Source organism: Halopseudomonas sp. T1L2, assembly GCF_055397385.1.
This window is the reverse complement of sequence record NZ_AP040865.1, coordinates 2,130,976-2,145,187: the sequence shown is the minus strand read 5'-3', so window position 1 is coordinate 2,145,187 and position 14,212 is coordinate 2,130,976. Positions and strand designations below refer to the sequence as shown.

Annotated in this window: 13 protein-coding genes; 8 read left to right on the top strand and 5 right to left on the bottom strand. The window is 63.2% G+C overall.

The features are described from left to right. Positions 1-8: 8 nt before the first annotated feature. Positions 9-668, top strand: a complete 660-nt coding sequence (locus ACZ5WQ_RS10025) for a YoaK family protein (protein ID WP_285677586.1) — start codon at positions 9-11, stop codon at positions 666-668. A gap of 28 nt (positions 669-696) precedes the next feature. Here the strand turns inward: ACZ5WQ_RS10025 and ACZ5WQ_RS10020 are convergent, their stop codons facing one another. From ACZ5WQ_RS10020 to ACZ5WQ_RS10010, 3 genes are all read right to left on the bottom strand, one after another. Next, positions 697-1,026, bottom strand: coding sequence for a hypothetical protein (locus ACZ5WQ_RS10020; protein WP_228245094.1), 330 nt, complete (start codon positions 1,024-1,026; stop codon positions 697-699). Between the two features lie 121 nt (positions 1,027-1,147). After that, positions 1,148-1,480: a hypothetical protein gene (locus ACZ5WQ_RS10015; RefSeq protein WP_088273305.1), complete on the bottom strand. Its 333-nt coding sequence runs from the start codon at positions 1,478-1,480 to the stop codon at positions 1,148-1,150. Between the two features lie 405 nt (positions 1,481-1,885). Further along, the gene (locus ACZ5WQ_RS10010) at positions 1,886-2,308 is read right to left on the bottom strand and encodes a DUF4399 domain-containing protein (RefSeq protein ID WP_228245095.1); all 423 of its coding nucleotides are present in this window, start codon (positions 2,306-2,308) and stop codon (positions 1,886-1,888) included. A gap of 276 nt (positions 2,309-2,584) precedes the next feature. On the opposite strand from ACZ5WQ_RS10010, the gene ACZ5WQ_RS10005 reads away from it, so the two are divergent. The 6 genes from ACZ5WQ_RS10005 (at position 2,585) to ACZ5WQ_RS09980 (ending at position 10,146) form a co-directional block, all read left to right on the top strand. Next, entirely contained in the window at positions 2,585-4,048 is a 1,464-nt protein-coding gene (locus ACZ5WQ_RS10005; protein ID WP_228245096.1) for an NAD-dependent succinate-semialdehyde dehydrogenase, read from the top strand. 3 nt (positions 4,049-4,051) lie between these two features. Next, complete coding sequence (locus tag ACZ5WQ_RS10000; RefSeq protein ID WP_228245097.1) at positions 4,052-5,182, top strand: isocitrate/isopropylmalate dehydrogenase family protein; 1,131 nt, start codon at positions 4,052-4,054, stop codon at positions 5,180-5,182. Positions 5,183-5,269: 87 nt separating this feature from the next. Further along, a complete protein-coding gene (locus tag ACZ5WQ_RS09995; protein WP_228245098.1) occupies positions 5,270-6,523 on the top strand; it encodes an aspartate aminotransferase family protein in 1,254 nt (417 codons plus the stop codon). Further along, positions 6,520-7,467 carry a D-2-hydroxyacid dehydrogenase gene (locus tag ACZ5WQ_RS09990; RefSeq protein WP_228245099.1) on the top strand — a complete coding sequence of 316 codons (948 nt, stop codon included), beginning with the start codon at positions 6,520-6,522 and terminating at the stop codon, positions 7,465-7,467. The genes ACZ5WQ_RS09995 and ACZ5WQ_RS09990 overlap by 4 nt, the downstream gene beginning before the upstream one ends. 50 nt (positions 7,468-7,517) lie before the next feature. After that, entirely contained in the window at positions 7,518-8,936 is a 1,419-nt protein-coding gene (locus ACZ5WQ_RS09985; protein WP_228245100.1) for an amidase, read from the top strand. Positions 8,937-8,940: 4 nt separating this feature from the next. After that, the gene (locus tag ACZ5WQ_RS09980) at positions 8,941-10,146 is read left to right on the top strand and encodes a pyridoxal phosphate-dependent aminotransferase (RefSeq protein ID WP_228245101.1); all 1,206 of its coding nucleotides are present in this window, start codon (positions 8,941-8,943) and stop codon (positions 10,144-10,146) included. Between the two features lie 422 nt (positions 10,147-10,568). On the opposite strand, the gene ACZ5WQ_RS09975 is transcribed toward ACZ5WQ_RS09980, so the two are convergent. Both ACZ5WQ_RS09975 and ACZ5WQ_RS09970 read right to left on the bottom strand, forming a co-directional pair. After that, entirely contained in the window at positions 10,569-11,765 is a 1,197-nt protein-coding gene (locus ACZ5WQ_RS09975; protein WP_464382255.1) for a CaiB/BaiF CoA transferase family protein, read from the bottom strand. 65 nt (positions 11,766-11,830) lie between these two features. Next, on the bottom strand, positions 11,831-13,147 hold the full coding sequence (locus ACZ5WQ_RS09970; RefSeq protein ID WP_323133548.1) for a methyl-accepting chemotaxis protein: 1,317 nt from the start codon (positions 13,145-13,147) through the stop codon (positions 11,831-11,833). 162 nt (positions 13,148-13,309) lie between these two features. On the opposite strand from ACZ5WQ_RS09970, the gene ACZ5WQ_RS09965 reads away from it, so the two are divergent. Further along, the gene (locus ACZ5WQ_RS09965; RefSeq protein WP_228245103.1) at positions 13,310-14,212 is read left to right on the top strand and encodes a DUF808 domain-containing protein; all 903 of its coding nucleotides are present in this window, start codon (positions 13,310-13,312) and stop codon (positions 14,210-14,212) included.

Below are 14,212 nucleotides of genomic sequence, written 5' to 3'. Positions count from 1 at the left end.
GGGGGAGCGTGATTTCCAGATTGCCATCCTGGATTGAGGCGGGTGCCTTTACCCTTGCGTTGATGGCCGGCGTGGTCAACGCGGTCGGTCTGCTGGGTTTCAGCCATCAGGCGGTGTCGCACCTGACCGGCACCTCGACGCTGCTCGGGGTTGGTCTGACGCACCTGCAGTCTGCCGAAGTGCTGCATCTGTTGCTGGTGCTGCTCAGTTTTGTGTTGGGGGCGGCGTTCAGCGGGTTGTTTATCGGCAGCAGTGCGCTGGAGCATGGCCGTCGCTATGGCGTTGCGTTGCTGGTGGAAGCGCTGTTGCTGGTGCTGGCGATGTTCGCTCTGCAGGGCAACAGTCTGGCCGGGCACTATCTGGCGTCGGCCGCCTGTGGGCTGCAGAACGCGATGGTTACTACCTACAGTGGAGCCATCATTCGCACCACCCACGTTTCAGGCATCTTCACTGATCTGGGCGTCATGCTGGGTGCGCGTCTGCGCGGGGTGCCTATGGACCGGCGCAAGGCAACCCTGTTTCTGCTGTTGATTGGCGGTTTTATTCTGGGCGGTACGATCGGCGCGCTGGGCTTTGACCAGTGGCAGTTCAGGGCGCTGTTGGTGCCGGCGGGGATGGCTGTGGTACTGGCGCTGGTGTATCAGGGGGCAGTGCTACGGCGGCAGTAGGCAAGCCTGGTCGAGCGGATATGATGTCCTACTGCAAGTTGTCCAGGGTAATGACAATCTCGCCGTCCATGTCCATGGGTGGCCGGATCGAATATCGGTCCCCGTCTTCGTCCTGTGCGGTCAGCTCCTCCAGCTGTCTATTTCCTGTCGGGCTTTGCAACAGGATACTGGCGCCGTCCGGGAGTACGTCGTTGCCCAGAATGTCGTCTGAGGGGCAGGAATCGCCTCGGTAAAGAACGTAGACGAACTGGATCTGATATCCCGTGTTGTTGGTGATTTTGATGGGGGCGTCTGCGGCGGCCGCTTTACCGCTTAGGAGCAGCACGAGCACAAGCATGCGGCAGAGTGTTCTGATCATGGGGGTGTCCAGGGCAGTGAGGTTATCGGGTGTCTACATCCAGGGGAGACACTGGGCCTCTCCCAGCAGCTGAGGTTGTTGACCTGGAGACAGGGCGGTCGGGGACCGCCCCGCGCTGACATCAGTCCATATCATCCAGAGTGAATACGACGTCGTGACGGGCGACGTCCAGATCCCAGATGGTATAGGTGTCGCCGTCTTCATCCTTGGCACGGATGTCAAAGATCGATGATTTGGCGTTACGCAGATTGACGCGCACGGTATGCCCATTGGGCAGAATGTCGTCATCCAGCACATCCTCTTCCCATGAGTCGGACTTGGCATGGCTGACATACAGGTAGTAGATGTCATAGCCGGTGTTGTTGGTTACCTCTACGTAGCCGTCAAAGCCAGCGGCCGCGTGACCACTGAACAAAAACAGAACGGCAAACAGTGCCAAGGCTTTCTTGATCATTTCTCTCTCCCTGAATGCGCCTTTGTGGCAGACGCAAAAGCTGGTCGGTCAAACCGAAAAAAGATACGGCAACGGCCTCGCGGCGACTCGGCCTACCGCAACAGTGGTAGATCGGGGCAGCTTGTCCGAACGGGTCGCCAGTGCATGGCTGGCTGATTAGAAGCATATCGCCATCTGCTTTTATGGCAAGTACCTGAATCGGGGTATTTCTCCGATCAGCTGTGGGAAGCCGCCTGGACGCCATCGTGGCGTTATTCTGGCGGCTTAGCCCAGAGTCGTCCCTCGAAGCAAGGAGCGAATGCCTTGCAATGGGTATCTGAAAGGTGGGTCCGCGAACGGGCGCTGCAGTTCCGCTGCTGTGCCCGCCCTCGCCGAGTTGGCAGTCAGGGCGGGTGGGTGGGACGGTTACTCGACGGTGATGGTGATGCGCTCGGAGGCGACCGAGGGTGACAGGGGGACGTGATTGTGGTCACCGACCACCAGTTGCAGGGTGTGCTTGCCCGGGGGCAGCTCGAGGCTGGTCTGGGTTTGGCCGCCGCCGAAGTGACGATGATGATCGTCGGCTGGAATCGGCTGACCGGCCGGAGGCAGTTGATCGGTATCGATCAGCAGATGGTGGTGGCCGGTTGCGGCGCGCTCGACGCCAGCAGGGGCAACGCCCATGCCACTGAGCCCGAACTGCACTGTGACCGGTGAGCTGACGGTGGCGCCGTCAGTTGGTGATATGAAGTAGACGCTGGCATCCTCCGGCGCGGCGGTCTCGGCCATGGTCACAGTGGCGGCACTGGCGAGCAGCAAGCCGGCTAGCGTGGGGAGTATCCGTTGCATGTGTTGCCTCCTCGGGTTGGGGGTCAGGCAGAGCGCGGAAAAGACACCCTGCAACTCACTCTAGACTGCCCGGCGTAGTCACGGTTCCTCAACTGCCGGAAGTTTGCTTCTCGCCTCGATCCTACCTACCCTGTGAGGAAACACGTTCCTGCCGGGAAGTCTTCGATATGGCTTTGCCGGTGCTTCTGCGCAGCCTGCTGCGTATCGGTTTTACTCAGTCAGCCAAGCGTCTCTGCGCTTGGCTTCATATTTTGCGGAATCCCTACAGGAGGCCACATGTCTGCTCTGTCCCGTCTCACCGAATCCCGCCTGTTTCGCCAGCAATGTCTGGTGGGCGGCCAATGGGTTGCTGCCAGTGATGGTGCGACGATCGAGGTGGATAATCCCGCCAGCGGCGAGATCATCGGCAGCGTGCCCAGCCTGAGCGAGGCGCAGCTCACCGAGTGTATCGCCCAGGCCGACCAGGCCTTTGCCGAGTGGCGAAAGACCACCGCGCTGGAACGTGCTGACCTGTTGATGCGCTGGTACGACCTGATGCTCAGGCACCGCGAGGACATTGCCAGCCTGATGACGCTGGAGCAGGGCAAGCCGCTGGTGGAATCCCGTGGTGAGGTGGACTACGCGGCGTCCTTCATTCGCTGGTTTGCCGAGGAAGCACGCCGTGTTTACGGCGAGACCATTCCCGGTGCCAAGCCCGGGCAGCATATTGTGGTGACCCGTCAGCCGATTGGGGTGACTGCAGCCATCACGCCCTGGAACTTCCCGGCGGCAATGATTACCCGTAAGGCCGGTGCCGCGCTGGCAGCGGGCTGCCCGATGATCGTCAAACCGGCCAGTGCCACGCCGTTCACCGCGTTGGCGCTCGGTGTGTTGGCGGAGGAAGCGGGCATTCCGGCGGGTGTGTTTAACGTAGTGACCGGCAAGGCGTCGATGATCAGTGAGGTGCTGACCGGCAGCGAGACGGTGCGCAAGCTGAGTTTTACCGGCTCGACCAGTGTCGGTAGTCAGCTGATGGCGCAGTGCGCCGAGCACGTGCAGAAAGTGTCGCTGGAGTTGGGCGGCAATGCGCCCTTTATCGTGTTTGACGATGCCGATCTGGATCGTGCGGTCGAGGGGGCAATGGTCTGCAAGTTCCGCAACACCGGGCAGACCTGCGTCTGCGCCAACCGTTTTCTGGTCCAGAGCGGCATTCATGACCAGTTTGTCGAGAAACTCGCCGAGGCGATGGGCAAGCTCAAGCTGGGTGACGGATTTGAAGAAGGCGTGACCCAGTCCGCGCTGATCAATCGGGCCGCGGTGAAAAAGGTACAGGAACACTTTGACGATGCATTGGCCAAAGGTGCTGAGCATGTTGCCGGCGCCTCACCCGGCGAGGCCAAAGGCAACTACGTTGAGCCCGTGCTGGTGACCGGTGTGACCCCGGACATGCAGGTCTGCGCCGATGAAACCTTCGGCCCGCTGGCCGCGGTGATGCGTTTCGACACCGAGGAGCAGGCCATCGCACTGGCCAACGATACGCCCTACGGGCTGGCTGCCTATTTCTACAGCACCAACATCCACCGCGTCTGGCGTGTTGCCGATGCGCTGGAGGCCGGCATTATCGGCATCAACGAAGGCGCGGTGTCCAACGCGGCGGCACCCTTTGGTGGCGTCAAGGCCAGCGGGCTGGGCCGTGAGGGCTCGCGGCACGGGCTGGATGAGTACACCGAGATCAAATACCTGTGCATGGGCGGGGCCTGACAGATGACCGAGCCAAGGCGCATCGCCCTGATGCCCGGCGATGGTATCGGCCCGGAGGTAATGGCGGCCGCGGCCGAGGTGCTTGCCGCGCTTGATCGCCAGACCCCGCTCGGTCTGACCTGGGACTGGCTGGACTGGCCGTCGACCGATTGGCACCGCCAGCACGGCGAGATGATGCCCGCCGATGCCCTGACCCGGGTGCAAGCCTATGACGCGCTGCTGATGGGCGCATTGGGCGATCCGGGGCCGCTGACTGATGCCGAACGCTACTGCCTGCCCGACAGCGTCTCGCTGGCACCGCTGCTGCAGTTTCGCAAGGGGCTGGACCTGTGGGCCTGCGAGCGGCCGGCGCGCTTGTTGCCTGGCGCACCGCAGTATCTGGCTGATCCCCGCGCGGCCGAGGTGGACATGCTGGTGATTCGCGAGAACAGTGAAGGCGAGTACGTCAATCAGGGCGGCAGGCTGCACCGCGGCAGCGCCGATGAGGTGGCGACGCAACTGGAAGTGTTTACCCGCCGGGCCACAGAGCGGCTGATTCGCCATGCCTTTGCCCGTGCCCGTGAGCGGTTGGCTGCACGGGGGCAGGGCAGTCGCGACTTCCATTGCGCGAATAGGGGACGGGCGGCGGCGCAGGTGTGCCTGATCACCAAGCGCAACGCCCAGCCGTTTTGGGGCGATCTGTACACCGAGGTGTTTGCCGAGGTTGCCGCCGAGTTCCCCGAGATAGGCGTTCATCACGAACTGGTCGACGCCGCCTGCATGAAGTTCGTGCAGTGCCCGTGGACCTTCGACGTGGTCGTGGCGAGCAACTTGCATGGAGACATTCTGACGGATCTGGCCGCCGTGCTTTCGGGCGGACTGGGGCTGGCGCCGTCGTGCAATATCAATCCGGACAGCCGGGCGATGCCCGCGCTGTTCGAACCCACACATGGCAGCGCGCCGGATATCGTCGGCCAGGGGCTCGCAAACCCTGCTGCCATGCTGCTCACCACAGCACTGATGCTGGATTGGGTGGGCTGCGCACAGGCTGCTGAACGGCTGCGTCTGGCGGTTGCCAAGGATCTGGCGACCACTGCAGGCCAACAGCGGACCTGTCGGGATGTGACTGCTGGCGTGATTGCCGCGCTGCACTGATCCCGCTCGCGTGTCAGGACACGCTCTGCGTGTCGCTGGCCGATCAGATACTGGCTCCGGCCCGCCGAAAGGACAGGAGAGATGGCTATGCACCATTTGTCACCGCTACTCAAGCAGGCCAGCCAGGTCTGTGTCGATCACGGCGAAGGCAGCTGGCTGGTTGATACCGACGGCCGCCGCTATCTGGACTTTACCTCCGGCATTGGTGTGACCAGCACCGGCCATTGTCATCCGACCGTGGTGGCGGCGGCGCAGGCGCAGGTCGGCCGCGTGATTCACGCCCAGTACACCACGGTGGCGCATCGGCCGATGCTGGAACTGACCGATGCGCTGGCCGAGCGCATGCCTGAGGGCATCGACTCGGTGGCGTTCAGCAACTCCGGCTCCGAGTCGGTCGAGGCGGCCCTGCGCCTGGCGCGGCAGGCCACCGGACGGGCCAATATCATCGTGTTTGACGGCGGCTTTCACGGTCGCACCATGGCCGCCGCCTCGCTGACCACTTCTGGCACCAAGGTGCGTACCGGTTTTCATCCGATGATGGCCGGGGTCGAGGTGTCGCCCTTCCCGCATGCCTATCGCTATGGCTGGACCGAGGAAGAGGCTACCGCGTTTGCCCTGCGCGAGCTGGACCACATTCTGAAAACCCGCACTGCGCCCAGCGACACCGCCGCCATGCTGATCGAGCCGGTGCAGGGCGAATTTGGTTACTACCCGGCCAACAAGGCGTTCATGCAGGGGCTGGCCGAACGCTGCCGGCAGCACGGCATTTTGCTGATCTGCGACGAGATTCAGGCCGGCTATGGGCGCACCGGACGGTTCTGGAGCCACAGTCACTTTGACGTCACCCCGGATATCGTGATCACCGCCAAGGGTCTGGCCAGCGGCTTCCCGCTGTCGGCCATTGCCGCTTCCGAAGCCCTGATGAGCAAGGGCCTGGCCGGTTCACAGGGCGGCACCTATGGCGCCAACGCGGTGGCCTGTGCGGCGGCGCTGGCGACGCTGGAGGTGATCGACAGTGAGCAGCTGGTCGAGAACGCCGCCCGCCAGGGCGAGCTGCTGAATGAGCGCCTGCACGGGCTGAAAGAACGCTTCCCGATGATCGACACCCTGCGCGGCAAGGGGCTGATGCTGGGGATGGAAATCGCCGATGACTTCCGCACCCCGCGCGGTGATCTGGCCGCTCGGCTGACCAGCGCGGCGGAAGCGCAGGGGCTGTTGCTGCTGCGCTGCGGCACCGAGGGGCAGATCGTTCGCTGGCTGCCGCCGCTGACGGTCAGCAGTGCCGAAGTAGATGAGGCGGTAGCCCGCTTCACCCGGGCAGCAGAGCAGGTGGCGGCATGACCCGCGTGCTGGTGCTGGTTGCGCCCGGCGAAGCGCCGCTGCCGGGGCTGGATGATCTGCCGACCACGGTAGAGCTGCGCACGGTCAGCAGCGAGTCTGATCTGCGCAGGCATTTGCCGCAGACCGATGTGCTGGTGGTGACGGATTTTCGCACCGACCTGCTTGAGCGCTGCTGGCCGGACGAGCACCGCATTCGCTGGGTCCACGCCACCAGTGCCGGCGTTGATGCGTTGATGTTCCCGGCGCTGCGGGACAGCGATGTGCTGCTGACCAACGCGCGCGGTGTGTTTGATCTGGGCATTGCCGAGTACGTGCTGGGTGCGGTGCTGATGCACGCCAAGGACAGCCTCGGCAATCTGGCGCTGCAACGCCAGCAGCGCTGGCAGCATCGCGAGACCGCGCTGGTGGCCCGGCAGCGGGCGCTGGTGATCGGCGCCGGGTCCATCGGCAGCGAGGTGGCGCGGCTGCTGTCGGCGCTGGATATCGAGGTGATCGGCATCGCACGGACCGCCCGCAGCGCCGAACACTTCAGCCGCGTACTGGCCAGTGAACAACTGGATGGCGCGTTGCCCGAGGCTGACATTGTGGTGATTACCGCACCGCTGACCGACGCCACGCGAGGCTTGATCAACCGCGACCGGTTGGCGCGCATGCGCTCCAATGCGCTGCTGGTCAACGTCGGCCGCGGTGCCATCGTGGTGACCGACGATCTGGTCGCGGCCCTGCAAGCCGGCCAGTTGGGGGGCGCCGTGCTGGATGTCGTGGACCCCGAGCCGCTGCCGGAAGGCCATCCGTTGTGGGATCTGCCCAATGTGATGCTGTCTGCGCACATGGCGGGCGACTTTATCGGCTGGCGCCGTGCGCTGGGCGAGCAGTTCATGGCCAACCTGCAGCGCTGGCTGGCCGATGAGCCCCTGCTCAATATCGTGAACAGGGGGAAATAGCGCCCGGCAATAAGGCGAAGTCCGGGCTCTCTGGCACTGAGGAGGCGAATATGTCCAACGACATTCTGGCAATGACGGCAACCCAGCTGCGTGCGCATTTTGTTGATCGACAGCTGTCACCGGTCGAGGTGGCCAATTGTCTGCTTGATCAGATTGAGCGTGTTGATGGGCAAACCAACGGCTTCTGTCTGGTAGACCGGGAGACCAGTGTGGCACTGGCACGTGCAGCGGAGCAGCGCTATGTCGATGGGTGCCCCAGCGGGCTGCTGGACGGCGTACCGGTGGCGGTCAAGGATGTTTTCCTGACGCCGATGTGGCCGACCCTGAAAGGCTCGCACACGGTCGACCCGCAAAGCACTCTCGGCAAGACTGGCGCCTGTACCGCGGCGCTGGCGCGCCACAACTATGTGCCGATCGGCAAGACCACAACGCCGGAGCTCGGCTGGAAAGGGGTGACCGACAACCCGGTTGACGGGGTCACCAACAACCCCTGGAATCCGGACAAAACCGCCGGCGGCTCCAGCGGCGGCAGCGGGGTGGCGGTTGCCCTGGGCATGGCGCCGTTGGCGCTGGGGACCGACGCCGGCGGCTCGATTCGGATTCCTGCCTCCTTCTGCGGCATTGTCGGTCTCAAACCCTCCTTTGGTGAAGTACCGCACTGGCCCTCCAGCCCTTTTGGCACCCTGGCCCATGCCGGGCCGATGACCTGGACGGTTGAAGACTGTGCGCTGATGATGAATGTGCTGGCCGAGCCCGATTACCGCGATACCCACGCTGTGCCGCGCCGCAATATCGACTATCTGGCTGAGTTGCGCAGCGGGGTAAAGGGTCTGAAGATCGCCTACAGCCCCAACCTGGGCTATGTGGATGTTGATCCCGAGGTGGAAGCAGCCGTGGCCGAGGCGGCCCGCGTGCTGGCCGAGCTGGGGGCCGAGGTAGTGCGGGTTGACCCCGGTTTCAGTGATCCGCTGGCTGCCTTTGGTCATCTGTTTTACGGCGGAGCGGCCAATGCCATTCGCGACCTGGGGCCGAAGAAACGGGCGGTGATGGATCCGGAACTGGTCAAGGTATCGGAAAAGGCCGCGCGCCTGAGCATGCTGGACTACATGGGGGCGGTGAACGAGTCGATGGCGCTGCGCGAGCGCATGGCGACCTTCCATCAGAAGTACGACCTGTTGCTCACCCCGACCCTGCCACTGACCGCCTTCAAGACCGGGCGCGAGGTGCCGGAGGACTGGCCAAGCACCCGCTGGCCGACCTGGACCCCCTTTACCTATCCGTTCAACATGACCGGCCAGCCGGCCATCTCTGTGCCCTGCGGCTTTGACAGCCAGGGGCTGCCGATTGGCCTGCAACTGGTGGGCGCGCGCTTCAATGATGCTCTGGTGCTTCGCGCGGGGTATGCGTATCAGCAGGCCGCTCCGTTGACCGACCGCCGTCCGGCGCTCTTTACCACCGTCAAGGAGTAATGCCATGCCGCTGGGAAACTCCGATATTGATCTGTATGAATCCGAAGACCCGATCTGGAATCCGGCGCTGCTGACCATTCCCATTCCGGGGATTCGCAAGATGGTCAATCTGGCCGCCAACATGGAGGATGTGATCCATCTGTCCATCGGTCAGCCGGATCTGCCGGCGCCGGATGTGGTGGTTGAAGCGTCGGTCGAGGCGCTGCGCGCCGGGCAGACCGGCTACACCATGGACGCCGGCCTGCCGGAGCTGCTGGAATCGCTGGCGGAGTACTACAGCGAGCGCTACCAGCGGCCGTTGACGCCGGACAACATCATGGTCACCACCGGCGCGACCGAGGCGCTCTATCTGGCGCTGACAGCGGTTGCAGCCCCAGGCCGTCACTTTATCGTGCCGGATCCGGCGTTCATGCTCTATGCACCGCTGATTCGCATGAACGGCGGCGAGGTGACCGAGATATCAACGCGTGCCGAGAATCATCACCAGCTTGATCCGCAGGAGGTGATCGATGCCATTGAGCCGCATACCTACGCGATCATTCTCAACTCGCCGAGTAACCCGACCGGCACGCTGTATCCGCGCGAGACGCTGGAGGCGATTCTGGAAGAGGCGGCCTACCGTGGTATCCATGTCATCAGCGATGAGGTGTACGACCACCTGATCTATGACGGGCGAGAATACCCGTCGGTGCTGTCGTGCTGCAGCGATCTGGATCACGTGATGGTAGTCAGCAGTTTTTCCAAGACCTACAGCATGGCCGGTATGCGCATCGGCTGGCTGATCGGCAGCCAGGCGGCAATCAAGAAGTTGCGGCGCTATCACATGTTCACCACCACGGTCGCCAATACCCCGTTCCAGTGGGCCGGGGTGGCTGCGCTGCGCAGCGGCGGTGCCTTCATCGAGCAGATGCTCAGCGAGTACACCCGCCGTCGCGACCGGCTGGTCGAGCTGGTGGAACAGACGCCGCACCTGACCGGCTACAAGCCCGAGGGCGCGTTTTATCTGTTTCCGTCGCTGCCGGAAGGGGTCAACGGCACCAACGTGGCGTTGCGGTTGCTGAAGGAAACCGGGGTCTGCACCATTCCCGGCGAGACCTTCGGAAACAGCTGCAGCAATGCCTTGCGGCTGAGCTATTCCACCTCGCTGGAGCGGATCGAGCAGGCATTCGAGCGGATTATTCCGTGGATGGAGAAGCAGGATTTTGATTAGAGATGGGGCCTTTATGGTTGGCAGTTCCCCAGCGCTTGCGCGCTGACCCTTTTGGCGTCTCTTGATCGCTTAATGCGCTGATATTGAGTCAGCCTTTCGCCTTCACGGCGAGCCAAGGGGGGCCGCTTGCCCGGCCCCCCTTGGCGATCCCCCCGGGCACCCGACTACGCGGCCCTTCGGGTTCGCTGCGTTGCTCGGCCTGGCGGGGAGCGGCAGAACTCGTCGCGTTGCTCCTCAGACATGCTGCCGCTCTTTTTCCCGTCAGCCCTGCGCTACTCGCCCGCGTAAACGGGACTGGATTCTGTGCACACTCCGCCGTTGTTGATCGCTCCCACGCTTCGCGTGGTAGCGCCGACCCGGACGCTCTGCGTCCGGTCACTCAGACGGTACAGCAAGTGCGTCGCGCCGCTCATTACGCCCCGCTAAATCGCGCCGCGCGCACGCAGCTCGGCAATTTGCTGTTCGCTGTATCCGAGCGTGCCAAGGATGGCATCGGTATGCTCACCCAGCGCCGGCCCGGTCCATTCGGCGCTGCCGGGTGTTTCGGACAGTTTGGGCACGATGCCAGGCATCTTGAACGGTTTGCCGTCGGGCAGGGTGGCGTTGAGGAACATTTCGCGGGCCAGGTACTGCGGGTCGGTGAACATGTCGGCGGCTGAATAGATCTTGCTGGCGGGGACTTCGGCCTGTTCCAGCACCTGCAATACCTGCTCCTGTGGCAGGCTGGCGGCCCAGCGGTCAATCAGCGTGTACAGCTCGTCGCGTCTGGCGTCACGGCCGGCATTGTCGGCCAGGGTCGGGTCGGCGGCCAGATCATCACGGCCAATGGCGCGCATGAAACGCTGGAAGATGGCATCGCCGTTGGCGCCGATCTGTACTGCCTTGCCGTCGCTGCAGGTGTGGATGGAGGAGGGGGTGATGCCGGGCATGATGTTGCCGGTGCGCTCGCGCACGAAGCCCATTACATCGAATTCGGGCACCATGCTTTCCATCATCGCGAAGACGGCTTCGTAGAGCGCGACGTCGACAATCTGGCCCTTGCCTTGATTGACCTCCCGGTGCCGCAACGCCATCAGCGCGCCAATCACGCCCCAGAGCGCGGCGATGGAGTCACCGATGGAAATGCCGGTACGCACCGGCGGACGGTCCTCGAAACCGGTGATATAGCGCAGCCCGCCCATGGATTCGCCAACGGCGCCAAATCCGGGCTGGTCCTTTTGCGGGCCGGTCTGACCAAAGCCGGACAGCCGCACCATCACCAGCCCCGGGTTGAGTGCATGCAGGGTATCCCAGCCCAGCCCGAGCTTTTCCAGCGTGCCTGGGCGAAAGTTCTCGATCAGGATGTCGGCATCGCCGAGCAGCTGTTTGAGCACATCGATGGCGTCGGGATCTTTCAGGTTGAGGGTCAGCGATTGCTTGTTGCGGGCCTGCACAAACCACCACAGTGAGGTGCCCTCGTAGAGCTTGCGCCACTTGCGCAATGGATCGCCGCCATTGGGTGACTCGACCTTGATGACCTCGGCGCCGAACTCGGCGCAGATGCGAGCGGCGAAAGGGCCGGCGATCAGGGTGCCGAGTTCGATGACCTTGAGGCCGGCGAGGGGTTTGGCGGCGTTCATACGGGCTCCGGATGCGGTGGCTGGGCCGCCAGTGTAGGGCAAAGGCGGCGGCCGCGGAACGCTGCTCAGTGCTTGATCGCCTCTGCAAACTGGCCGATGGCATCGACCACCCGCTGCGCCTCGTCGCGGATCTCCAGCATCACCTCGCCGGCCCGGTTGGCCAGCACCACGCCCTGTTCCGACTTGCTGCGGCTGCCGGCCATGCCGTCGACCGCGCGATGGGCCAGCTCCATGTTCTGCTGCACCACCTCGTTGATCTCCAGGGTGGCCTGGGCGGTGCGCGCGGCGAGGTTGCGCACTTCGTCGGCGACCACGGCGAAACCGCGCCCCTGCTCGCCGGCGCGGGCGGCCTCGATGGCGGCGTTGAGGGCCAGCAGGTTGGTCTGGTCAGCGATGCCGCGAATGACCTGAACGATGCTGTTGATGCGCTCGGACTGACTGTTCAGCGCATTGATTTGTTCGGACACATTGTCCAGATCGCCAGCGATAGAGCGCACTACATCGATCGCTTCCTGCACGGTTGCCGCGCCGTCGCGCGCACTGCCATCGGTTTCAGCGGCGATCTCGAAGGCGAGTTTGGCCGCGGCGGATTCGGCATCGCGGCGTTCGATCTGGGCGGTGATGTCACTGGCGAACTTGACGAAGCCATAGAGCCTGCCGCTGGCGTCGTAGAGCGGGTTGTAGGTGGCGCGCAACCAGATGATCTGGCCGCTGCGGGTTATGCGCTGGAAGATGTCCGAGAGAAACTCACCCCGGTTCAGGCGCTGCCAGGCCTGCTCGTACTGTCTGCTGCTGGCGACTTCGGGGCTGCAGAACATCCGGTGGTGCTTGCCCTTGATCTCGTCCAGGCGGTACCCCATGGTGCGCAGGAAGTTGTCATTGGCGGTGACGATCTCGCCGTCCCGGGTGAATTCAATCACCGCCATTGACCGATTGATGGCATTCAGCAGACTCTGGTGTTGCTGTTCGGCCTGTACTTCCCGGGTGATATCAAAGGCCAGTTTCACTACCTTCGATACCCGCCCGTTAGCGCCAATGACCGGGATGTAGCTCGCCTCCAGCCAAACCTGTTTGCCGTCTTTGGCTATGCGATCAAAACGGTCACTGAAACTCTCGCCGCTGGCCAGACGCTGCCAGAAGCGGCGGTATTCGTTACTGTTGACCAGTTCCGGTGCGCAGAACAGGCTGTGCCTGCGGCCACGCACTTCCTCAAGCTGATAGCCGACAACGTTCAGGAACGCAGTGTTGGCATCGAGAATCTCGCCCTCTGGGGTGAATTCGATCCAGGCGATGTTCTTGCGGATTGCATTGAGGATGTGCGACTGGGTTGCGAGCAGTTGCTGACTTCGTTGAAGCTCTGCTTTGAGACGTGCTCCGAACATGACAACCTCTTGGTGGCGCGGATAGATGAGCGTGCTTGCAGGGTATAACTGAATCGGCCGACATGCGTCGGACTTGAACCAATACTCCGGCGTCAGGCCGTTTTTTTTACGCGCCTCAGGCCTGTGCTCGGGGCTGTGCATCAAATTGATCAGGAGGATGAATTGGCTAGCAGTCTGCTTGTGTTACTGGATGATATTGCAACAGTACTGGACGACGTCTCGGTCATGACCAAGGTTGCCGCCAAGAAGACGGCGGGCGTGCTGGGTGACGATCTGGCGCTTAACGCTCAGCAGGTTGCCGGTGTGCGGGCCGAACGGGAGTTGCCGGTGGTGTGGGCCGTAGCCAGGGGCTCGTTTCGCAATAAGCTGATTCTGGTGCCGGCGGCGCTGCTGATCAGCGCCATTGCCCCCTGGGCTATCACGCCGCTGTTGATGCTGGGCGGGGCATTTCTCTGTTACGAGGGCGCAGAAAAGCTGGCACACCGGTTTCTGCATGACACCGAGGCCGAGCACCGGCAGACGCTGCAGGACGAGCAGGTGGATCTGGTTGAACGGGAAAAAGCCAAGATTGCTGGCGCGGTGCGCACCGACTTTATCCTCTCCGCCGAGATTATCGCCATCACGTTGGGTACGGTAGCCGACGCCGATTTCGTCAAACAGTTGGTTGTGCTGGCGGGAATTGCCGTGGTGATGACCATCGGCGTCTACGGGCTGGTTGCCGGTATTGTCAAACTGGATGACGGCGGGCTGGCGCTGACCCGCAAGGACAGTCCGTTGCTGCAGCGACTCGGGCAGGGCGTCCTCGATATGGCACCCTGGCTGATGAAAACGTTATCGGTCGTGGGGACGGCTGCGATGTTTATGGTCGGCGGGGGTATCCTGACGCACGGCCTGTCGGTAGTGCATCACTGGATCGAGGACAGCGCCGAGCGGGCGGCGGACCTGCCCTATATCGGCACCGTGCTGGATGGTCTGCTGCCAACCCTGCTCAATGCCGGTTTCGGGGTGGCCGCCGGTGCCCTGCTGGTGGGAGTGATTACGCTGGCTGGCCGTCTTCGGCGCTGA

Bases quoted from the DNA above. Each gene is read 5' to 3' on its own strand.
- ACZ5WQ_RS09995 (WP_228245098.1), top strand. From the start codon at position 5,270: ATGCACCATTTGTCACCGCTACTCAAGCAGGCCAGCCAGGTCTGTGTC.
- ACZ5WQ_RS09975 (WP_464382255.1), bottom strand. From the start codon at position 11,765: ATGAACGCCGCCAAACCCCTCGCCGGCCTCAAGGTCATCGAACTCGGC.
- ACZ5WQ_RS10000 (WP_228245097.1), top strand. From the start codon at position 4,052: ATGACCGAGCCAAGGCGCATCGCCCTGATGCCCGGCGATGGTATCGGC.
- ACZ5WQ_RS09980 (WP_228245101.1), top strand. From the start codon at position 8,941: ATGCCGCTGGGAAACTCCGATATTGATCTGTATGAATCCGAAGACCCG.
- ACZ5WQ_RS10005 (WP_228245096.1), top strand. From the start codon at position 2,585: ATGTCTGCTCTGTCCCGTCTCACCGAATCCCGCCTGTTTCGCCAGCAA.
- ACZ5WQ_RS10015 (WP_088273305.1), bottom strand. From the start codon at position 1,480: ATGATCAAGAAAGCCTTGGCACTGTTTGCCGTTCTGTTTTTGTTCAGT.
- ACZ5WQ_RS09985 (WP_228245100.1), top strand. From the start codon at position 7,518: ATGTCCAACGACATTCTGGCAATGACGGCAACCCAGCTGCGTGCGCAT.
- ACZ5WQ_RS10020 (WP_228245094.1), bottom strand. From the start codon at position 1,026: ATGATCAGAACACTCTGCCGCATGCTTGTGCTCGTGCTGCTCCTAAGC.
- ACZ5WQ_RS09990 (WP_228245099.1), top strand. From the start codon at position 6,520: ATGACCCGCGTGCTGGTGCTGGTTGCGCCCGGCGAAGCGCCGCTGCCG.
- ACZ5WQ_RS10010 (WP_228245095.1), bottom strand. From the start codon at position 2,308: ATGCAACGGATACTCCCCACGCTAGCCGGCTTGCTGCTCGCCAGTGCC.
- ACZ5WQ_RS09970 (WP_323133548.1), bottom strand. From the start codon at position 13,147: ATGTTCGGAGCACGTCTCAAAGCAGAGCTTCAACGAAGTCAGCAACTG.